The sequence below is a fragment of the Rathayibacter rhapontici genome (assembly GCF_001995175.1).
Lineage (GTDB): Bacteria > Actinomycetota > Actinomycetes > Actinomycetales > Microbacteriaceae > Rathayibacter.
Genome location: NZ_MUKN01000068.1, coordinates 1 through 20,046, shown reverse-complemented (window position 1 = coordinate 20,046; position 20,046 = coordinate 1). Strand labels below are relative to the sequence as shown.

The following is a 20,046-nucleotide window of genomic DNA, read 5'->3' as shown; positions in this document are numbered from 1 at the left end:
CGGATCCGGCGGCCGTCCTTGACGGGTCGACGCCGCGATCGTCGGCGTCGTGCGCGGCTCTCAGTGCTGCACGCGCTGACGGCGGTGCTGCCGCCTCCCGTGCACGATCCGTCGCGGAGGGTCGACCGACCCGTCGCGAACGGCCGCCGATCCGAGGAACGCGCGGCCGACCGTGACGGATCGACGACCGCGAGCGTCGGCGCGGCACGCCGCCCTCAGCGCTGCACGCGCTCCCACAGCTCCGAGCCGAGCAGGGCGGCGGTCGCGTCGTCGATCAGCACCTCGCCCTGCTCCGGCGTGACGCGCTGCGCGATCACGAGCGCGGCCGTGCCCTGCACCGACGCCGCGAAGAGGCGCTGGAAGCGCTCGCGAGCGCCGGGGTCGCCCGACGGCCCGCCGGTGAGGGCGCCGTCGAGCACCTGGAAGAGGCGCGCGGCCGCCTCCTGCACCGGCCCCCCGCCGGCGCCGAGCCGGAACATGAGCTCCATCAGTGCGGCGTGCTCGACCGCGAACGCGACATGGGCGCGGCCGACGCGGCGGAACCGCTCCGGGAACGCGCCGGGCGATTCGACGGCCGCGCGCGCCGCCTCCGTGAGCCGGTCGAACCCGCTCACCGCCAGCGCATCGAGCAGCGCCTGCCGGTCGACGAAGTGGCTCCGCGGGGCCCCGTGGCTGACGCCGGCGCGCCGGGCGAGCTCGCGGAGCGACAGCGCGTCGACGCCGTCGGAGCGCAGCAGCGTCTCGGCCTGCTCGAGCAGCTCCGCGCGGAGGTTGCCGTGGTGGAAGGGCGGGGTCACTCGTCGATCGTACTTCTAGGCGTTGACTAGATTCTAGGCAGTGCCTAGTCTCGCCCCATGACCTCCTCTCCTCCCGACCAGTCCGGCCGCACCGTCGTCGTCACCGGCGCCACCAGCGGGATCGGCCGCGCCACCGCCCGCGCCCTGGCGGCGGCCGGTGCGCGCGTCGTCCTCGCGGTCCGCGACACGGCGAAGGGGCAGGGGGTCGCCGCCGCGATCGCGGGCGACACCCTCGTCCGCCGCCTCGACCTCGCCGACCTCGCGTCGATCCGCCGCTTCGCCGACGAGTGGAGCGGACCGATCGACGTGCTGATCAACAACGCCGGCGTGTCGACCGCCCGGCGCCGGACCACGGCCGACGGCGTCGAGCTGCAGTTCGGCACCAATCACCTCGGCCCGTTCGCGCTCACCAACCTGCTCCTGCCCCGGATCACGGGTCGCGTGGTGTCGCTCGCGTCGCAGGCCGAGCGGATGGGGCGCCTCGACCTCGACGACCTGAACACCGAGCGGACCCCGTACCGGGAGTCGCGCGTCTACGCGGCGTCGAAGCTCGCCGGGCTGCTCTTCACGGCCGAGCTGCAGCGGAGGCTGACCGCGGTGGGATCGCCCGTCCTCGCCGTCGCCGCCCATCCGGGCTTCGTCGCCACGGGCATGACCGGGAGCGCCACGGGGATCGCGGGGCGCCTCACCGCCCTGCTCGCGCAGAGCCCGGAGGACGGCGCTCTGCCTGTGCTGCTCGCCGCCACCGGCGACGTGCCGCCCGGCGCGTTCACCGGCCCGGAGCGGTTCCTGCACATGCGCGGAGGGGCCCAGCTCATCGGCCGGTCCCGGCAGGCCCGCGACGACGCGCTCGCGGCCCGCCTCTGGGCCGCGTCCGAGCGGATGAGCGGGGTCGTGTTCCCGCTCTGACCGCGCCACCCGCTACTCCTCCGCGCGCCCCGAGTCCTCGATCAGGCGCACCTTCACGTTGACGGCGAGCGGGCCGGTCACGCTCGGCTCCTCCCGGAGGATCCCGTGCAGCAGCTCGCGACCGCGCGCAGGATCTCGGGGGCCGGCAGCGCCGCGGAAGTGGCGATGTGCGCGCTGACCGTGGTGAACCCCTCCGACCGGTCGATGTCGACGAGCACGTCGGGCTGGCGGAGCGCGAGCGTCACCGCGAGCGCGTCGGCGGCCGCCTCGAGCAGCGGCTGCGCGGGGTAGACGCCGACCACGCCCTCCGCGTCGCGGACGGCCGCGGTGAGGCGCTGCGAGAGCGCGGTGTCGTCGGTCACGGTCGGTCCTCCCGGGCGTAGACGTCGTCGACGGTGACGTCGATCTCGGTGACGACGAGGTCGGTGTGGCGCTCGAGGGCGTAGCGGATGCGCTCGCGGAGCCGGTCGGCGGACTCGTCGACCGAGAGGCCGAACTCGAGGGCGCAGGTCACGTCGATCCGGACGGGCGCGCCGGGCGTCGTGATGTCGCCGTCGAGCGTGCAGCGGCCCATGATCACGCCGCCCATCGTGTCGCCGGCGCGTCGGATCATGCCGCGCACGGCGGCCTCGGTGAGCGCCAGACGCAGTCCGGGATCGGGGTGGCTGATTGGCACGTCGCGGCCGGAGCGCACCTCGGAGCGGATCGCGTCGAGCAGTCCCGCGATCCAGACGTCGTCGCGGTCGGGCTCGCGGTCGGCCCGGCTGCGCAGGGCGCTCGCCGACAGCTCGGTCAGGCGGGTGAGGTTCGCCAGCGCGAGGCGGCAGGCGGCGGAGTTCTCGATCGAGGGGTCGAGCGGCGTGCGTCCGCGGTCGAGGTACTCGCCGAGCTCGTCCAGCGTGTGGCCGTCGAGGTCGTCGTCGGGCACGGCGTCGTCGGGGTTCATCGCCATGCCTCCAGTTCGTGGAGCAGGAATCGTCGAGCGCGGGACAGGAGGCCGCGGACCGTCGAGACGGGGAGGTCGAGAGCGTCGGCGATCTCCTGGTAGCTGTAGCCGGCGGTCTCGCGGAGCAACCAACAGCGTCGCTGATCGGCGGGCAATCGGTCCAGTGCCTCCCAGACGGCGTCCAGCTGGAGGCGGGCCTCGACGATGCGCTCGGGGGAGTGCTCGGCGGGAGCGGGCGGGTCCCAGTCGTCGATGTCGTCGTGCCGGCGGCGGACTCGGATCCGGTCGATGGCCTTGTGGGTCACGATGCGCATCAGCCAGTTGCGGATGTGCGCGGGGCTGTCGAGATCGGCGAGGCGGCGCCAGCCGGTGAGGAACGCCTCCTGCACCACGTCGTCGGATTCGACGTCGGAGCCGAGGAGCTTCGCGGCGTAGACCCGCATCAGGGCGCCGTGGCGGCGGGCGAGCTGCTCGAACGCGGCGATGTCGCCGTCGACCGCGCGGGCGGCGAGGGTGGCGTCCGAGGCGTGCAGGAGGGGGTCGTCGTCGATGATCGCCTCCTGCCGTCGGGTCGCTGCCGGCGTCCGGGCGCCGTGGTCCGGGACGTCGTCCCGCGGGCGGCGCCCGCGGACGGGGCCGGTGCGCGGCCCAGAGGGAATGCCTACCAGGCTCGGCGCCCGGGCGCTCGCGGGATGGCCGCTCGACGCAGGACCCGGCCCGTGCGCTCTCTGTGGAGGGACTTCCCAGGCGGCGGAATCGTGACGAAACGCCCCCCGAACGCGTCTGAATAGCAGCCGACGCGCACGCGGACCCCGACCGGGGCCGGGCCGTCGGGCTCACGACACAGCGAGGTCCCTCCATGCGACACACCCCCTTCGGCCGGCCCGGGCGGCCGTCATGAGCGGGTCGACGTTCACGACGGGCAGCCCGTTCGGCTCCTCCTCCGATGCGACGGGAGGCGCCGAGCGGCGCTTCGAGGTGACGGGCGTCGATCCCGATGCGGCCTCGGCCGTCTACGCCGAGGCGTACGGCGGCGGGCGCTTCCGCGTCGCTCCGGCCTCCGGCGCGTTCTCGTTCCGCTACGCGTTCCGCGGGAGCGAGCGCGTGACGCTGCGCACCTCCGACTGCGCGGGCGCCCTCACCGGCGAGGTGCCGCACCTGCGCGAGTACGTGGTCGGCTGGTTCCGCGCGGGCGGCGGCGCGCTCACCCTGCGCCCCTTCACGCGCACCGGAGCGGCGTCGGCGCCGTTCCTCTTCCCCGCCGAGCGCCACTTCGGCCTCGACTTCCTGCCGCACCGGCAGAACCTGATCCACTTCGCCCCGGCGTTCCTCGAGGACGTCGCCACGGAGTCGCACGCCGGCCCGCGCCGGCCGGTCTCGTTTGATCACGAGGCCGACCCCGATCCGAACGTGCTCGCGCGCTGGCGCGCCGCGGTGTCCGAGGCGTCGTCGGCGCTCGCCGCCGCGGCGACGGCTCCGCTCGTGCGCTTCACGGCCGAGCTCAACCTCGCCCGGGCGCTGCTCGCCCTGTTCCCGTGGCGCGCGTGGGACGTGCCCGAGATCCTCCGCCGCCCGTCCGCCTCGCGGACCCGCGTGGCGCTCGACTTCCTGCAGCACCACGCCCGCGACCCGATCACCCCGGCCGACGCCGCCCGCGCGGCCGGCCTGCACACCCGCACCCTGCAGCAGGCCACGCAGCGGCACCTCGGGGTCTCGCCGTCGGTCTACCTGCGCGACGTGCGCCTGGACCGCGCCCGCACCGACCTCGTCGCGGGCGACCCGTGCTCGACGACGGTCGCCGCCGTGGCGCGCGAGTGGGGCTTCGGCAACCTCGGGCGCTTCGCGAGCACCTACCAGGCGCGCTTCGGCGAGAAGCCGAGTCGGACGCTCCGGAGCTGAGGCCGGGTCGGCGAGTGGGCGCGGAACGGGCGCTCCCTCGCTCGGTGCGCCCGGTCCGCGTCCACTCGGCGACGTGCCGCGCGCTGACTGGTCACGCACCGGGGCGTCCGTCGTGCGCAGGCCCCGATCCGCGTCGAGTCGCACTCACGCGCGTACCCGTGTGCCAGCGAAGGCCGTCCCGCTCAGGCCGCCGGGTCCGGGCTCGCCGACGCGAACGGCTCGAACGCATCGGCGCCCTCGTCCGCGAGCCAGGAGTAGTCGACCACCTCGTCGCCGGCCCGCCAGCGCGACGGGGTCGGCGAGTGCATCCAGTCGAGCGGCTCGATGCCGCCCGGCGTCCCGCCGTCCAGGGCCAGGCGCAGGGCGGCCGCGAGATCCGCGTCCACGGCGTCGCTCCGGGTGGCGGGGTCGACCGAGACGAAGAGGGCCGTCCCGCTGCGGGCGACGAGGTCGAGGAACCGCCGGTTGAGCGCCCAGTCGGTGCCCGGGGTGCTCGCGACGCAGTCGGCGTCGGCGGTGAAGAACGCGTCGTGCTGAGCGAGGCGGAAGGCCAGCGTGTTGACCCCGACCCGGCGGGTGCGGTCCCAGTCGAGTCCGGAGGTGTCGTCGCCGATCCGCTGGGCGTCGACGAGCCCGGCCGCGAGGTGGCCGACGACGTTGCAGCCGAGCACGAGCGACGCTCCCGCGGCGGCGTGGACGGTCCGGTAGAAGGCGACGAGCGCCTCCGCCGTCGTCGACGAGGGGTCGGCCAGTGCCGGCCCGTCGCCCGGGGAGGCGCCGAAGTCGGGCCCCCAGGCGCCGAGGAGGTCGTAGGTCGAGAAGTCGTGCTTGATCAGCTCGTAGCCCCAGCCGCGGAGGCGGTCGACGTCGGCGGCGACGAGGTCCCGCACGGCGGGGGAGCTCGGGTCCAGCGCCAGCGCTCCGTCGCGCGGCCCGCGGACGCCCGCGACGGCGGCGTCGCGGGTGAGCAGCGGCCGGTACCAGACGCCCGGCCGCACCCCCTCGGCGCGCAGGGCGTCGGCCGCGGCCGCCATGTCCGGGAACCGGTCGGGGCGCCCCTGGAGCCACGGACCGGGCGAGGCGGCCAGGTGGTCGGCGGTGCCGTCGGAGCTCCAGCCGTCGTCGATCACCCCGAAGGGTCGCACGGCGTGGTCGCCGACCAGATCGGCGACCATCCGCGCGTCGCGCACGACGGCCTCGAGCCCGAAGTCGCGGCCGTAGGCGTAGTACCAGTTGTTCGCCCCCACCAGCGGTCCGGAACGGCGCAGCGGATCCGCGCAGAGCGCGCGCATCAGCTCCTGCTGGACGCGGAAGGGCCCGTCGCCGCCCTCGACGCGGTGCACCGTCGCCGCGTGGACGGCGCGGTCTCCGGGGCGCACGGCCGCGCCGCCGCTGCGCAGATCGAGGGTGAGGGTGACGCCGAGCGGGTCGCACTGCCAGAAGGCGAGCGCCCCGCCCCGCACCGCGACGCCCAGGCCCTCGGTCGCCCCGGTGGCGGGGTCGTGGAGGAGCACGCTCCAGGGCAGCACTCGCTCGGGCCGGACGGACGCCCACTCCAGCTCTCCGTAGCTGCGCTCCCACGCGTCGCCCAGCACCCGGGCGCCGGCGGGTACGGTGCGCCGCCAGCGCAGCACCACGCGCGCCACCTGCCGGGTCGTCGAGACGTCGATCCGCAGGCCGCCGCCGTCGGTGCCGAGAGCGACGTCGACCGGGGAGCGGGCCGCGTCCAGGAACGCCCCGCCCGGCTCGAGCTGCACTCGGACGGACGTGGGCTCGGGAACGGACGACGCTGTCATGAGGGTTCCATCTCGATGTCGGGGGAGTGACGGCCTCCATGTCAGGACATCTTGCCGACATGTGTACAAGGCCGAGCTACTCGTGTAGCTTTCCCTCACAAGCTACACGAGTAGCTGCTCGTATGTACTGACAAAGGAGTCACCATGACGACCTCCCTCGGCGCGCATCGGCACCGCGGATGACGGCCGCGCAGGGCGTCCGCGCACGTCACCGGCCCACGCTGAACCGCCGCCGGGCCCGCGGCCGCGAGCTCCTCGTCGCGATCGCGTTCATCCTCCCCGCGGCCATCGGGTTCGGCACCTTCTACGTCGCGCCGACCGTCCGGGGCATCTACCTCAGCTTCACCGACTACAACCTGATGAGCGCCCCGAGCTTCATCGGGTTCGACAACTACGTGCGGCTCGCCACCGATCCGCTCTTCTGGAACTCGGTGTGGGTGACTCTCGAGTACGTCTCGATCAACATCGTCGTGCAGACCGTGGTCGCCGTCGGGCTGGCCGTCCTGATGCACCGCGTGACCCAGTCGGTGGTCATCCGCGGAGCGATCCTGCTGCCGTTCCTCATCTCGAACGTCATCGCCGCGATGATCTGGTTCCTCCTGCTCGACTACCAGCTCGGGCTCGTCAACAGCCTGATCGAGACGGTCGGCCTCACCCGCATCCCGTTCTTCGCCGATCAGGACTGGGCGATCCCGACGATCGCGCTGGTCAACGTGTGGCGGCACATGGGCTACACGGCGCTGCTCGTCTTCGCCGGGCTCCAGATGATCCCGCCGTACGTCTACGAAGCGGCGCAGATCGACGGCTCGAGCGAGTGGCGCTCGTTCTGGCGGATCACCCTGCCGCTGCTGCGACCCGTCCTCGCCCTGGTGCTGGTCGTGACGGTGACCGGCTCGTTCCAGGTGTTCGACACCGTCGCCGTGACCACGCGCGGCGGGCCCGTGAACGCCACCCGGGTCATGCAGTTCTACATCTACCAGGTCGGCTTCGGCGAGAACGACTTCGGTTACGCCAGCGCGATCTCGGTCGTCCTGCTCGTCATCCTCGCCGGCGTCGCGCTCCTGCAGCTCCGGCTGCTGCGCGCCGACCAGTCCGACCTCGCGTGAAGAAGGAAGACCGATGACCGCCACCCTGCCGCTGAGCGACCCGACGCTCGCCGCCGACGCTCCTCCCGCCCCGCGCAGGCCCGTCCGCCGCCGCCCCTCCGCGGGCCGGATCCTCGCCTGGACCGCCCTGATCGCCGCGCTCTTCGTGACCCTGTTCCCCTTCTTCTGGATGATCCGCACGGCCTTCTCGACCGAGAACGCCCTCGCGAGCGACCCCACCTCGCTCCTGCCCGTCGAGTTCACCTGGGGCGCGTTCGCCCGGGTGCTCGGCTTCGCGACGCAGGAGCAGGCGATCGCGGAGGGCGGCTCCGGCGCCTCCGTGAACTTCTGGCTCTACCTGCGCAACTCAGTCGCCTACGCGACCCTCGTCACCGCCGGTCAGCTGCTGTTCTGCTCGCTCGCCGCCTACGCCTTCGCCCGCCTGCGCTGGCCGGGGCGCGACGCGGTGTTCTTCCTCTTCCTCACCGCGCTCATGGTGCCGCCGATCTTCACGGCGCTGCCGAACTTCGTCCTCATGCGCGACCTGGGGCTGCTCAACTCGTTCGCCGGGCTCGCCCTGCCGAGCCTGCTGATGACCCCGTTCGCCGTGTTCTTCCTCCGCCAGTTCTTCCTCGGGATCAGCAAGGAGATCGAGGAGGCGGCCGAGCTGGACGGCGCGGGCAAGCTGCGCATCTTCTTCCGCCTCATCGTCCCGATGAGCGTCGCGCCGCTGGCGACGCTCGGGATCCTCACCTACATCAACACCTGGAACGACTACTTCTGGCCGCTGCTCGCCGGCAACACCGAGGACTCCCGCGTCCTCACCGTCGCCCTCGGCGTGTTCCGCTCGCAGACCCCGAACGGCAGTCCCGACTGGGCCGGGCTGATGGCCGCGACGCTCGTCGCCGCCGTGCCCGTGCTCGTGCTCTTCCTGGCCTTCGGCCGCCGCATCGTCGACTCGATCGGCTACTCCGGCGTCAAGTGACGCCCCCGCAGACCCCTTCCCCTCACCTCGTGCAACGAAGCAGATAGGACCCATCACCGTGTCACGCACTCTCCGCAGAACCGCCTCCGTCCTCGCCGGCGCCACCGCGCTCGGCCTCTCCCTCACCGCCTGCGTCGGCGGAGGAGGGGGTGGCGCCGCCTCGAACGACGGCGCGTCGATCGACACCAGCGCCGCCACCGGCACCGTCGAGTACTGGCTCTGGGACAACAACCAGAAGGCCGCGTACCAGCAGTGCGCCGACGGCTTCTCGGCCGCGAACCCCGACGTCACCGTGAACATCTCGCAGTACTCGTGGGACGACTACTGGACGAAGCTGACCAACGGATTCGTCGCCGGCACCGCCCCCGACGTCTTCACGAACCACCTCTCGAAGTACGCCGACTTCATCGCCAACGACCAGCTCGTCGCCCTCGACGACGTGCTCGAGAAGGACGGCGTCGACGTCGACCAGTACCAGGACGGGCTCGCCGACCTCTGGGTCGGCCAGGACGGCGCGCGCTACGGCCTGCCCAAGGACTGGGACACCGTCGCCGTGTTCTACAACGAGGCCCTGATCACCGACGGCGGCTACACCCCCGAGCAGCTCGCCGAGCTGGAGTGGAACCCGGAGGACGGCGGCACCTACGGCGAGGCGATCGCTCACCTCACCGTCGACGTGAACGGCGTCCGCGGCGACGAGGACGGCTTCGACAAGGACCGCGTCGCGGTCTACGGCCTGGGGCTCGACGGCGGCTCGGGCGGCGGCAACGGCCAGACGCAGTGGAGCATGTACGCCGGCAGCACCGGCTGGACCTACACCGATGAGAACCCGTGGGGCAGCGCCTACAACTACGACGACGAGAAGTTCCAGTCGACCATCGGCTGGATGGCCGACCTGATCGAGAAGGGCTACATGCCCTCCGTCGCCGCGGTGACCGGCAGCGACGCCGCGCAGACGTTCGGCGCCGGCAAGTACGCCATGACCACCAACGGCTCGTGGAACATCAACTCCTTCACCTCGCTCACGGGAGTCGACGTCGGCATCGCGCCGACCCCGATCGGCCCCGACGGCGAGCGCTCGACCATGTTCAACGGCCTCGCCGACTCGATCTGGGCGGGCTCCGAGAACAAGGACGCCTCGGCCAAGTGGGTCGAGTACCTCGCCTCGGCCGAGTGCCAGGACGTCATCGGAGCGGCAGGAGTCGTCTTCCCGGCGATCCCGAGCGGCACGGACGCGGCGAAGGCCGCCTTCGCCGAGAAGGGGATCGACGTCACCGCGTTCACGCAGCAGGTCGACGAGGGCACCACGTTCCTCTTCCCGATCACCGACAACGCAGCGAAGATCGCCGGCATCATGACGCCCCCCGTGGACGCCGTCCTCGAGGGGCAGGCCGACCCGTCCTCGCTCACCGACGCCGACGAGCAGGTCGACGCACTGTTCGACTAGCGTCCGACAGGGGGACCCGGGCCGCGGGTCCCCCACGAGACCGAGGAGACCGCTGTGCTCGATCGATCGCTGCCGCGCAAGGCGCCGACCCGCAACCAGGTCGCCGAGCACGCCCAGGTGAGCACGGCCGTCGTCAGCTACGTGCTGACCGGCGCCAAGCGCGTCTCGCCCGAGAAGGAGCGCCGCGTGCACGAGGCGATCAAGGAGCTGGGCTACGTGCCCAACACCGCGGCGCGCGCCCTGCGCACGGGCCGCACCCAGGTGCTCGCCCTCCTCATCCCCGACAGCAGCAACCCCTACTTCGCCGAGTTCGCCCTGCAGATCGAGACCGCGGCCGCCGAGCGCGGCTACGCCCTCCTCATCGCCAACACCCATGACGACGCCCTGAACGAGGAGCGCCTCGTCACCGAGATGGGCTCGCGCGGAGTGGACGGGCTGATCATCGCGAGCGTCCTCCAGGGCCTGCGCCCCGGCTCCTCCTCGGACGCGCAGGTCCCGACGGTCGTGATCGACGCGTTCCACCCCATCGAGGGAGCCCCCTCCATCGGGGTGGACGCGATCGGGAGCGCGGCGGAGGCGGTGCGGCACCTCGTCGAGGTGCACGGCCGCCGCCGCATCGGGCTCGTCCTGGGTGCGAGCTCCGACCCTGACCAGCGCACCGATCTCCGGCAGATCGGCTGGGAGCGCACGCTCCGGGCCGCCGGGCTCGAGCCCGGCCCGATCGAGATCACCGCGTGGTCCCGCGAGGGCGGGCTCGAGGCGGCCGCGAGGCTCCTCTCGGGACCCGGTCGTCCCGACGCGGTCTTCGCCGGCTCGGACCTCATCGGCATCGGCTTCCTCCGCGGCGCCGCCGACCGCGGTCTCCGCATCCCCGAGGACCTGGCGGTCATCTCCTACGACGGCACGTCGGAGTCGGCCTTCAGCGTCCCGCGCCTCACCACCCTCCAGCAGCCCGTGCGCGCCATGGCCCGCGCGGCGATCGATGCCGTCCTTCACACCGGCCCGCCGCCGAAGAGCATCACGACCTTCCCCGGCGAGCTGATCCTCCGCGAGTCCTGCGGCTGCGGCGTCCCCGCGGCGACCACTCCCACGAAAGGCCCTCCGACATGACCTCTCCCCGCACGACCGGCGTCGTGATGCGCACCGCCGGCGTCTCGCTCGTCGTCGACCTCAGCGACGACCGCCTCCCCGCCGTCCTGCACTGGGGCGCCGACATCGGCCCGCTCGACCTCGAGGCCTTCGAGGCCTTCGCCGCGGCGGGCCGTGCCCCCGTCGGCCCCAACGACGTCGACGAGCCCGTCCGCGTCGCGCTCCTCCCCGAGCACTGGACGGGCTGGACCGGGCGCCCGGGGCTCAGCGGCTCGCGCTCCGGAGCCGACTGGTCGCCGCGCTTCACCGTCGCCTCGATCTCGGTGACCGAGGGAGGGAGTGCCTCGACGCTCCCGCAGGACGCTCCGCTGGTCGTCGCCACCGGCGCCGCATCGCTGCACGTGCGCGCTGTCGACGCGGTCGCCGGCCTCGCCGTCGACCTCGACCTCGAGCTCGACGCGTCCGGAGTCGTCCGCACCCGTGCCGAGGTCGCCAACCTCGGCGACGACGTCTACCAGCTCGACGAGCTGCTGCTGTGCCTGCCCGTGCCCGCCTCGGCGAGCGAGATTCTCGACTTCGCCGGGCGCTGGGGCAAGGAGCGCACGCCGCAGCGGCGCCCCGTGGGCATCGGCGCGCACCGCCGCGAGGGCCGCCACGGCCGCACCGGCGCCGACGCCGCGACCCTCCTCTCGGTCGGAGCGCCCGGGTTCGGCTTCGCCGACGGCGAGGTCTGGGGGCTGCACACCGGCTGGTCGGGCAACCACGTGCACCAGGTCGAGCGCGTCTCGACCGGCGTGCAGCTGCTGGGCGGAGGGGAGCTGCTGCTCCCGGGCGAGGTCCGCCTGGCCGCGGGCGAGAGCTACACGAGCCCCTGGGTGCACGGTTCGTACGCCGTCGGACTCGACGCCGTCGCGCACCGGTTCCACCGGATGCTCCGCGCCCGGCCGGGCCACCCCTCCTCCGCCCGGCCCGTCACGCTCAACGTCTGGGAGGCCGTCTACTTCGACCACGACCTCGACGTGCTGACCGAGCTCGCCGAACGCGCCGCCGCGCTGGGCATCGAGCGGTACGTGCTCGACGACGGCTGGTTCGGCAGCCGCCGCGACGACCGCTCGGGCCTGGGCGACTGGACCGTCTCGCGCGACGTCTGGCCCGACGGGCTGCACCCGCTCGTCGACCGCGTCCGGGCGCTCGGGATGCAGTTCGGCCTCTGGTTCGAGCCCGAGATGGTGAACCCCGACTCCGATCTGGCCCGCGCGCACCCGGACTGGATCCTGTCCACCGGAGGCCGCCTGCCCGTCGAGTCCCGCACGCAGCAGGTGCTCGACCTCGCGAACCCCGAGTGCTTCGCGCACCTCCGGGACGCGATCGCGGCGATCCTCGACGAGTACGACATCGCGTACATCAAGTGGGACCACAACCGCGACCTCGTCGACGCGGGCCGCTCGCCCGGCGGGGAGGCGGGCGTGCACGAGCAGACCCTCGCCTTCTACCGGCTGGTCGACGAGATCCGCGAGCACTTCCCCGACCTCGAGATCGAGTCGTGCTCCTCGGGCGGCGCGCGCGTGGACCTCGGCGTGCTCGAGCGGACCGACCGCGTCTGGGTCTCGGACAACATCGACCCGCTCGACCGCCAGCAGATGAACCGCTGGACGACCCAGCTGATCCCGCCGGAGCTGATGGGCTCCCACATCGCCTCGGCCCTCTCGCACACCACCGGGCGCCGGCACGACCTGTCCTTCCGCGCGGTCTCGGCCCTCTTCGGCCACCTGGGCGTCGAATGGGATCTGCGCACGGCCACCGAGGAGGAGCTCGAGGAGCTCGGCGCCTGGATCGCCTTCCACAAGGAGCAGCGCGCGCTCCTGCACGGCGGCGACCTCGTCCGCCTCGACCACCCCGACGCGACGCTCGCCGTGCACGGCGTCGTGGCGGCGGACCGCTCGGCGGCGGTCTACTCCCTCGTCTCGCTCGCCCGCGCCGAGGTGGTGTCGCCCGGCCGCGTCCGGCTGCCGGGGCTCGACCCCGACGCGTCCTACCGGATCGAGCCTGTGGTCATCGGAGGCGTCGGGCGCGGCACGACGCCCGCTGAGTGGTGGGGGCTCCGCGCGGAGCCGTCGGCGGACGCCCACGGCGCGCCGTCGTGGGTGCCGCGGGGCGAGCGGATCGGCACGGTCGTCTCGGGAGCGGCGCTCGCCTCCGCGGGGCTGATGGCGCCGCTGCTGCCCCCCGAGCACGGGGTGGTCTACACGGCGACGCGGGTCTGAGCGCGCGGCCGCCGGGATCGGCTCACCCCGATCCCGGCGGCCGCGGGTGACAGCGCGAGGGTTCTCCTGTATGTTCATATGTAAGTACATGGCAGGTCGGAGAAGCACCGCGCCGACCGCCTCGACCAGGAAGTTGTACAGCGACGTATGACCGAGTTCACCCCCTCCGAGACCGCCTTCGACCTGATCACCATCGGGCGCTCCGGCGTCGACATCTACCCGCTCCAGGACGGCGTGGGCCTCGAGGACGTCGAGACCTTCGGCAAGTACCTCGGCGGAAGCGCGGCGAACGTCACCGTGGCCGCCGCGAAGCACGGCCTGAAGTCCGCCATCATCACCCGCACCGGCGACGACCCCTTCGGCCGCTTCGTCTCGCGCGAGCTCGAGCGCCTCGGCGCCTCCGCGCAGTTCGTCCGCACCGTGTCGGGGCTGAACACCCCCGTCACCTTCTGCGAGATCTTCCCGCCGGACGACTTCCCGCTCTACTTCTACCGCGCGCCCAAAGCCCCGGACCTCGTGATCACCGTCAACGAGCTCGACCTCGACTCGATCGCCCGGGCCCGCATCTACTGGTCCACGGTCACCGGCCTCTCGGAGGATCCCAGCCGCACCGCGCACCACACGGCCTGGGAGGCGCGCGGCCGCCGCCCGCTGACGATCCTCGATCTCGACTACCGGCCGATGTTCTGGAAGTCGCCCGAGATCGCCCGCCGCGAGGTGTCGCGCGCGCTCGAGCACGTGAGCGTCGCCGTGGGCAACCGCGAGGAGTGCGAGATCGCGGTCGGCGAGACCGACCCGCACCGCGCCGCCGACGCGCTGCTCGACCGCGGCCTCGACCTCGCGATCGTCAAGCAGGGTCCGCGCGGCGTGCTCGCCAAGACCCGCGACGAGACCGTCGAGGTCGCTCCCTACGCGGTCGAAGTGGTCAACGGCCTCGGCGCCGGCGACAGCTTCGGCGGCTCCCTGTGCCACGGCCTCCTGCAGGACTGGTCGCTCGAGGAGGTGCTCCGCTTCGCCAACGTCGCCGGAGCGATCGTCGCCTCGCGGCGCGAGTGCTCGACCGCTATGCCCTCGACCGACGAGGTCGCCGAGATCGTGAGGAGCATCGCCCATGTCGCTGCCTGAGACGCTCGCCGCCCTCGATTTCGAGGCGCTGCGCGAGATCCGCACCACCGCCCCCGAGACCGTGCTGCCCCGCGTGCGCGACCGGGTCCGCCGTCCGCTGCTCGCCGAGGACGGCCGCCTCTTCATCGTCGCCGCCGACCATCCGGCCCGCGGTGCGCTCGGCGTCCGCGACGATCCGACCGCCATGGCCGACCGTTACGAGCTGCTCGCCCGCCTCGTCACCGCCCTCGAGCGGCCGGGCGTGGACGGGGTGCTCGGCACGCCCGACATCATCGAGGACCTCGCCCTCCTGGGGGCCCTGGACGGCAAGGTCGTCGTCGGGTCGATGAACCGCGGCGGCCTGAAGGGCGCGCGGTTCGAGATGGACGACCGCTTCACCGGGTACGACGTGCCCGGGATCGTGGCGGCCGGGATCGACTTCGCGAAGCTGCTCCTCCGCGTGAACCTCGGCGACTTCGCGACCGCGGCCACCATCGAGGCGTCGGCCCGCGCGGTCGACGCGGCGGCGGCGGCCCGGGTGCCGATCATGCTCGAGCCGTTCCTCAGCCGCTGGGCGAACGGCGCGGTGCAGAACGACCTCTCGGCGGAGGCGGTCATCACCTCGATCGCGATCACCGCCGGGCTCGGCAACACGTCCGCCTACTCCTGGCTCAAGCTGCCCGTCGTGCCCGAGATGGAGCGGGTGATGGCGTCGACGACGCTGCCCACGCTCCTGCTGGGCGGCGACCCCTCCGGCAGCCCCGACGAGACCTACGCCTCGTGGGAGGCGGCGCTCGCGCTGCCCGGAGTCCGCGGCCTCGTCGTGGGCCGCACCCTGCTCTACCCGCCCGACGGCGACGTCGCCGGCGCGGTCGACACCGCCGCCGCGCTCGTGCACGGCTGACACCTCCCCTTTCGAGAAGAGAAGAAGGAACATGTCCGAAACCCTGGGAACCGAACCGATCCACGCGCTCGCCGTGGTGCCGCACTGGATCGACGGCCGCGAGTCGCCGTCGACCTCCGGCCGCACCGCCCCGGTCTTCGACCCGGCGCTCGGAGTGGCGACGAAGGAGGTCGCGCTGGCCGACGACGCCGAGATCGAGGCGGCCATCGCCTCCGCGAAGGCCGCGTTCCCCGCGTGGCGCGACCTGTCGCTCGCGAAGCGCCAGCAGATCCTGTTCAGGTTCCGCGAGCTCCTCGAGGCGAAGAAGGGCGAGCTGGCCGAGATCATCACGTCCGAGCACGGCAAGGTCGTGTCGGACGCGCTCGGCGAGATCACGCGCGGCCAGGAGGTCGTGGAGTTCGCGACCGGGCTCGCGCACCACCTCAAGGGCGAGTACTCCGAGCAGGTCTCGACCGGCGTCGACGTGTACTCGACGAAGCAGCCGCTGGGCGTCGTCGGGATCATCTCGCCGTTCAACTTCCCCGCCATGGTGCCGATGTGGTTCTTCCCCATCGCGATCGCCGCGGGCAACACGGTGATCCTCAAGCCGTCCGAGAAGGACCCGACCGCCGCGATCTGGCTCGCGAAGCTGTGGAAGGAGGCCGGTCTCCCCGACGGCGTCTTCACGGTGCTCAACGGCGACAAGCAGGCCGTCGACGGGCTGCTGACCCACCCCGACGTGCGCTCGATCTCGTTCGTGGGATCCACTCCGATCGCCCAGTACGTCTACGAGACCGGCACCAAGCACGGCAAGCGCGTGCAGGCCCTCGGCGGGGCGAAGAACCACATGCTGGTGCTGCCGGACGCCGACCTCGACCTCGTCGCCGACTCCGCCATCAACGCCGGCTTCGGCTCGGCGGGGGAGCGGTGCATGGCGATCTCGGTCGTCGTCGCCGTCGAGCCCGTGGCCGACGAGCTGATCACGAAGATCCAGGACCGCGCGTCGCAGCTGCGCATCGGCGACGGACGCCGGGGCTGCGACATGGGCCCGCTGGTCACCGAGGTGCACCGCGACAAGGTCGCCTCGTACATCGCGATCGCCGAGGAGGACGGTGCGGAGGTCGTCATCGACGGCCGCGGCATCGAGGTCGACGGCGACCCGAACGGGTTCTGGCTCGGCCCGACCCTTCTCGACAAGGTCCCGACCACGTCGCGGGCGTACACCGAGGAGATCTTCGGACCGGTGCTGTCGATCGTGCGCGTGCAGTCGTACGAGGAAGGCGTGGCACTGATCAACGCGGGTGCGTTCGGGAACGGCACGGCGATCTTCACGAACGACGGAGGAGCGGCCCGCCGCTTTCAGAACGAGGTCGAGGTGGGAATGATCGGCATCAACGTGCCGATCCCGGTCCCGGTGGCGACGTTCTCGTTCGGCGGCTGGAAGTCGTCGCTGTTCGGCGACACCAAGGCCCACGGCGCGGAGGGCGTGCGCTTCTTCACCCAGCAGAAGGCGATCACGTCGCGCTGGCTCGACCCGTCGCACGGCGGCATCAACCTCGGCTTCCCCCAGAACTGAGCCGCCCTGCTGGAGCACGGGGATCTCGATACGCCCGCTGCGCGGGCTACTCGATCAGCAAGGGAAGCCCGCCGCATCGGTCTCCTCTGCTGGTCGAGTAGCCGCCGCAGGCGGCGTATCGAGACCGACCAGCTCCCGACTCCCACCCACCACTCCTCCACGGAAGGCCCCGCACATGACCACGCAGAACGACTGGGTGTTCCCCCGCGGTGCCCTCGCGCGCGACGGGTGGGAGTCCGTCGTCGACGACTCGCGTCCCGGCTGGCAGCACACCGGCCTGCGGGTCGCCGAGCTCGCCCCCGGCGTCGTGCTCGAGCTCCCCGCCGACGGCGTCGAGCGACTCGTCGTCCCCCTCTCCGGATCGTTCACGGTCCGGCACCAGAGCTCGGGCCCGTCGGAGACCACCCTGCTGGAGGGTCGGGTCTCGGTCTTCGACGGTCCGAGCGACGTCCTCTACCTCTCGAGCCTCGCCTCCGCGACGCTCGAGGGGGAGGGGCGCGTCGCCGTGGCCGAGGCGCCCACGAACGAGGTGCACCCCAGCCGCCACATCACCCGCGCGGAGGTACCGGTCGAGCTGCGCGGCGCCGGCCGCTCGAGCCGGCAGGTGCACAACTTCGGCACCCCGCAGGCCCTCGAGGCCGGGCGCTTCATCGTCTGCGAGGTCATCACTCCAGCCGAGAACTGGTCGAGCTACCCGCCGCACAAGCACGACGAGTCGATCCCGGGGCAGGAGTCGCGCCTCGAGGAGATCTACTACTTCGAGACCGCCGTCGCGAAGGGCCTCGACGCCCCCGCGCAGGCCGACCCCTTCGGCTTCCTCCGCACCTACTCCTCGCCGGCCGGCGAGATCGACGTGCTCGCCGAGGTCCGCACCGGCGACGTCGCCCTGCTGCCGTTCGGCTGGCACGGCCCGTGCGTCGCGGCGCCCGGCTACGACCTCTACTACCTGAACGTGATGGCGGGACCGGATCCCGAGCGCGTCTGGAACATCTCGGACGACCCGGCCCACGGCTGGATCCGCGCGACGTGGGAGGGCCAGGACATCGATCCGCGCCTCCCCTACGACCGCTGAGACCCGGCACCGACACGACACCCCTCGACGAAGAAGGACGGCACGACATGAGCACCACCAGGCGGATGACGGTCGGCCAGGCGCTGATCGAGTTCCTGGCGAACCAGTGGACGGTCGACGGCGACCACCGCGAGCGCACCATCGCCGGCACGTTCGGCATCTTCGGGCACGGCAACGTCGCCGGCGTCGGCCAGGCGCTGCAGCAGCTCGAGGCCGAGCAGCCGGGACTGATGCCCTACCACCAGGCGCGCAACGAGCAGGCGATGGTGCACCAGGCGGTCGGCTACGCGCGCATGCGCCGGCGCCGCGCGACGTTCGCGAGCACCGCCTCCGTCGGCCCGGGCGCAGCGAACATGCTCACCGGAGCCGCGCTCGCCACCACGAACCGCCTGCCCGCGCTGCTGCTGCCGAGCGACACCTTCGCGACCCGCGTCGCGGATCCGGTGCTGCAGCAGATCGAGCTGCCGCACGACACGAGCGTGCAGGTCACCGACGCCTTCCGCCCGCTGTCGCGCTTCTTCGACCGCGTCGACCGCCCCGAGAAGCTCTTCTCGATCGCCCTCGCGGCGATGCGCGTGCTGACCGACCCCGCCGAGACCGGCGCCGTGACCATCGCGCTCCCCGAGGACGTCCAGGCCGAGGCGCTCGACGTCCCCGAGGAGTTCCTGGCGCCCCGCGAGTGGCACGTCCGCCGCCCGGTCCCCGAGCGCGGCCCCCTGGCGCGCGCCGTCGAGGCGATCCGCTCGGCGAGGAACCCGATCGTCGTCGCGGGCGGCGGAGTCGTCTACTCCGGCGCCGAGGACGCCCTCCGCGCGCTCGTCGAGGCGACCGGCATCCCGGTCGGCACCTCGCAGGCCGGCGGCGGCTCCCTGCTCTGGGACCACCCGCAGTACCTCGGCGGCATCGGAGCGACCGGCACCACCGCCGCGAACCGGCTCGCGGCCGAGGCCGACGTGGTCATCGGAGTCGGCACCCGCTACTCCGACTTCACCACCGCGAGCCGCACCGCGTTCCAGAACCCCGACGTGACCTTCGTCAACATCAACGTCGCCTCCTTCGACGCCTACAAGCACGCTCGCAGCTGCCCGTCATCGCCGACGCCCGCGAGGCCCTGGAGGCGCTGCTCGCCGCGCTCGAGGGCTGGAGCGTTCCGGAGGAGTGGTCGCGGAGGGCCGCCGAGGAGAAGTCGGCGTGGGACGCCGTGGTCGACCGCGCCTTCGAGCCCTCCGGAGCCGAGCTCCCCGGTCAGGCCGAGATCATCCACGCCGTGCAGTCGGCCTCCGACCCGCGCGACGTCGTGGTGCAGGCGGCGGGCTCGCTCCCGGGGGACCTGCACAAGCTGTGGCGGGTGCGCGACAGCCTCGGCTACCACGTCGAGTACGCCTTCTCGTGCATGGGATACGAGATCGCGGGCGGTCTGGGCGTGCGCCGTGCGGCTCCCGACCGCGACGCCATCGTGATGGTCGGCGACGGCTCCTACCTGATGCTGCACACCGAGCTCGTGACGGCGGTGGCCGAGGGGCTCAAGATCATCGTGGTCCTGCTGCAGAACCACGGCTACGCGTCGATCGGGCACCTGTCCGAGACGCTCGGAGGCGAGCGCTACGGCACGCGGTACCGCGACGGGAGCGGCGCGGTGCTACCCGTCGACCTCGCCGCCAACGCGCGCAGCTACGGCGTCGAGACGATCGAGATCGCCCGCGGACCCGAGGCGGTGGCCGACCTGGGCCGCGCGATCACGGCCGCGAAGGCGTCCGAGACGACCACGCTCATCCACATCGAGAGCGACCCGCTGCAGTACGCGCCGAGCGGCGAGGGCTGGTGGGACGTCCCCGTCGCCGAGACGTCGACCCTGCCCGGCACGCAGCGCGCCCGCGAGGAGTACGTCGAGCGCTCCGCCGCCCGCCGCCCCCTCCTGGGCTGACCGCCGCGCCGCGCCGATCCGTCACTCACGGCCGCTCCGCGCGCGGCCCGGCGGCCGTCCGTGACGGATGGACCCCGGAGGCGGGAGCGTTTCGTCGCTCGGCGTGCATGATGTCGCCCGCCGCCTCGATCCGTCGCGTACGGCCGTTCCGTGTTCTGCTCGGCGGCGTTCGTGACGGATGGGCGCCGGACCACGACTGATCCGCCGCCCGAGGCACATGGTCTCCTCGTCCGCCGCGTTGATCCGTCGCGTACGGCCGTTCCGTGTTCT

Annotated in this window: 16 protein-coding genes and 1 pseudogene; 12 read left to right on the top strand and 5 right to left on the bottom strand. The window is 72.7% G+C overall.

Features of this window, described 5'->3' with window-relative positions; genetic code table 11:
• Positions 1-215 precede the first annotated feature (215 nt).
• Positions 216-797: a TetR/AcrR family transcriptional regulator gene (locus B0T42_RS16725; RefSeq protein WP_077224178.1), complete on the bottom strand. Its 582-nt coding sequence runs from the start codon at positions 795-797 to the stop codon at positions 216-218.
• A 57-nt stretch (positions 798-854) separates the two neighbouring features.
• Here B0T42_RS16725 and B0T42_RS16720 point away from each other — a divergent pair, with 57 nt between their 5' ends.
• Positions 855-1,706 (top strand): oxidoreductase, encoded by an 852-nt coding sequence (locus B0T42_RS16720; protein ID WP_077224177.1) that lies wholly within the window; start codon positions 855-857, stop codon positions 1,704-1,706.
• Between the two features lie 77 nt (positions 1,707-1,783).
• Here the strand turns inward: B0T42_RS16720 and B0T42_RS16715 are convergent, their stop codons facing one another.
• Genes B0T42_RS16715 through B0T42_RS16705 form a run of 3 tightly spaced genes read right to left on the bottom strand, consistent with a single transcriptional unit; the run spans position 1,784 to position 3,137 of the window.
• The gene (locus B0T42_RS16715) at positions 1,784-2,068 is read right to left on the bottom strand and encodes a hypothetical protein (RefSeq protein WP_077224176.1); all 285 of its coding nucleotides are present in this window, start codon (positions 2,066-2,068) and stop codon (positions 1,784-1,786) included.
• The gene (locus B0T42_RS16710) at positions 2,065-2,652 is read right to left on the bottom strand and encodes an Asp23/Gls24 family envelope stress response protein (RefSeq protein WP_158078167.1); all 588 of its coding nucleotides are present in this window, start codon (positions 2,650-2,652) and stop codon (positions 2,065-2,067) included. Before B0T42_RS16710 ends, B0T42_RS16715 begins: the two co-directional genes overlap by 4 nt.
• Complete coding sequence (locus B0T42_RS16705) at positions 2,649-3,137, bottom strand: RNA polymerase sigma factor (protein WP_269087536.1); 489 nt, start codon at positions 3,135-3,137, stop codon at positions 2,649-2,651. The genes B0T42_RS16710 and B0T42_RS16705 overlap by 4 nt, the downstream gene beginning before the upstream one ends.
• Positions 3,138-3,549: 412 nt before the next feature.
• Between B0T42_RS16705 and B0T42_RS16700 the strand changes: the two genes are divergently transcribed.
• Positions 3,550-4,551, top strand: a complete 1,002-nt coding sequence (locus B0T42_RS16700; RefSeq protein ID WP_077224173.1) for a helix-turn-helix transcriptional regulator — start codon at positions 3,550-3,552, stop codon at positions 4,549-4,551.
• 182 nt (positions 4,552-4,733) lie between these two features.
• On the opposite strand, the gene B0T42_RS16695 is transcribed toward B0T42_RS16700, so the two are convergent.
• Positions 4,734-6,347, bottom strand: a complete 1,614-nt coding sequence (locus tag B0T42_RS16695) for an alpha-amylase family protein (RefSeq protein ID WP_201788573.1) — start codon at positions 6,345-6,347, stop codon at positions 4,734-4,736.
• A 179-nt stretch (positions 6,348-6,526) separates the two neighbouring features.
• Between B0T42_RS16695 and B0T42_RS16690 the strand changes: the two genes are divergently transcribed.
• From B0T42_RS16690 to iolD, 10 genes and pseudogenes are all read left to right on the top strand, one after another.
• Complete coding sequence (locus B0T42_RS16690; RefSeq protein WP_077224172.1) at positions 6,527-7,453, top strand: carbohydrate ABC transporter permease; 927 nt, start codon at positions 6,527-6,529, stop codon at positions 7,451-7,453.
• Positions 7,454-7,466: 13 nt separating this feature from the next.
• The gene (locus B0T42_RS16685; RefSeq protein WP_077224171.1) at positions 7,467-8,417 is read left to right on the top strand and encodes a carbohydrate ABC transporter permease; all 951 of its coding nucleotides are present in this window, start codon (positions 7,467-7,469) and stop codon (positions 8,415-8,417) included.
• A 58-nt stretch (positions 8,418-8,475) separates the two neighbouring features.
• Positions 8,476-9,864 carry an ABC transporter substrate-binding protein gene (locus tag B0T42_RS16680; RefSeq protein WP_077224170.1) on the top strand — a complete coding sequence of 463 codons (1,389 nt, stop codon included), beginning with the start codon at positions 8,476-8,478 and terminating at the stop codon, positions 9,862-9,864.
• 54 nt (positions 9,865-9,918) lie between these two features.
• Entirely contained in the window at positions 9,919-10,974 is a 1,056-nt protein-coding gene (locus B0T42_RS16675; RefSeq protein WP_077224169.1) for a LacI family DNA-binding transcriptional regulator, read from the top strand.
• Positions 10,971-13,217 (top strand): alpha-galactosidase, encoded by a 2,247-nt coding sequence (locus tag B0T42_RS16670; protein ID WP_077224168.1) that lies wholly within the window; start codon positions 10,971-10,973, stop codon positions 13,215-13,217. The genes B0T42_RS16675 and B0T42_RS16670 overlap by 4 nt, the downstream gene beginning before the upstream one ends.
• A 147-nt stretch (positions 13,218-13,364) precedes the next feature.
• A complete protein-coding gene (gene iolC / locus B0T42_RS16665) occupies positions 13,365-14,342 on the top strand; it encodes a 5-dehydro-2-deoxygluconokinase (protein ID WP_077224167.1) in 978 nt (325 codons plus the stop codon).
• Positions 14,329-15,225 carry a class I fructose-bisphosphate aldolase gene (locus tag B0T42_RS16660; RefSeq protein WP_077224166.1) on the top strand — a complete coding sequence of 299 codons (897 nt, stop codon included), beginning with the start codon at positions 14,329-14,331 and terminating at the stop codon, positions 15,223-15,225. Before iolC ends, B0T42_RS16660 begins: the two co-directional genes overlap by 14 nt.
• A 31-nt stretch (positions 15,226-15,256) precedes the next feature.
• On the top strand, positions 15,257-16,780 hold the full coding sequence (locus tag B0T42_RS16655) for a CoA-acylating methylmalonate-semialdehyde dehydrogenase (protein ID WP_077224165.1): 1,524 nt from the start codon (positions 15,257-15,259) through the stop codon (positions 16,778-16,780).
• Between the two features lie 175 nt (positions 16,781-16,955).
• Positions 16,956-17,852, top strand: a complete 897-nt coding sequence (gene iolB / locus B0T42_RS16650) for a 5-deoxy-glucuronate isomerase (protein WP_077224164.1) — start codon at positions 16,956-16,958, stop codon at positions 17,850-17,852.
• Between the two features lie 47 nt (positions 17,853-17,899).
• Positions 17,900-19,776, top strand: a pseudogene (gene iolD / locus B0T42_RS16645) (3D-(3,5/4)-trihydroxycyclohexane-1,2-dione acylhydrolase (decyclizing)).
• Positions 19,777-20,046 lie beyond the last annotated feature (270 nt).

Excerpts from the sequence above, each read along its gene's own strand:
- B0T42_RS16720 (WP_077224177.1), top strand. The coding sequence starts at position 855 with ATGACCTCCTCTCCTCCCGACCAGTCCGGCCGCACCGTCGTCGTCACC.
- B0T42_RS16685 (WP_077224171.1), top strand. The coding sequence starts at position 7,467 with ATGACCGCCACCCTGCCGCTGAGCGACCCGACGCTCGCCGCCGACGCT.
- B0T42_RS16710 (WP_158078167.1), bottom strand. The coding sequence starts at position 2,652 with ATGAACCCCGACGACGCCGTGCCCGACGACGACCTCGACGGCCACACG.
- B0T42_RS16700 (WP_077224173.1), top strand. The coding sequence starts at position 3,550 with ATGAGCGGGTCGACGTTCACGACGGGCAGCCCGTTCGGCTCCTCCTCC.
- B0T42_RS16690 (WP_077224172.1), top strand. The coding sequence starts at position 6,527 with ATGACGGCCGCGCAGGGCGTCCGCGCACGTCACCGGCCCACGCTGAAC.
- B0T42_RS16660 (WP_077224166.1), top strand. The coding sequence starts at position 14,329 with ATGTCGCTGCCTGAGACGCTCGCCGCCCTCGATTTCGAGGCGCTGCGC.
- iolB (WP_077224164.1), top strand. The coding sequence starts at position 16,956 with ATGACCACGCAGAACGACTGGGTGTTCCCCCGCGGTGCCCTCGCGCGC.
- B0T42_RS16670 (WP_077224168.1), top strand. The coding sequence starts at position 10,971 with ATGACCTCTCCCCGCACGACCGGCGTCGTGATGCGCACCGCCGGCGTC.
- iolC (WP_077224167.1), top strand. The coding sequence starts at position 13,365 with ATGACCGAGTTCACCCCCTCCGAGACCGCCTTCGACCTGATCACCATC.
- B0T42_RS16695 (WP_201788573.1), bottom strand. The coding sequence starts at position 6,347 with ATGACAGCGTCGTCCGTTCCCGAGCCCACGTCCGTCCGAGTGCAGCTC.
- B0T42_RS16655 (WP_077224165.1), top strand. The coding sequence starts at position 15,257 with ATGTCCGAAACCCTGGGAACCGAACCGATCCACGCGCTCGCCGTGGTG.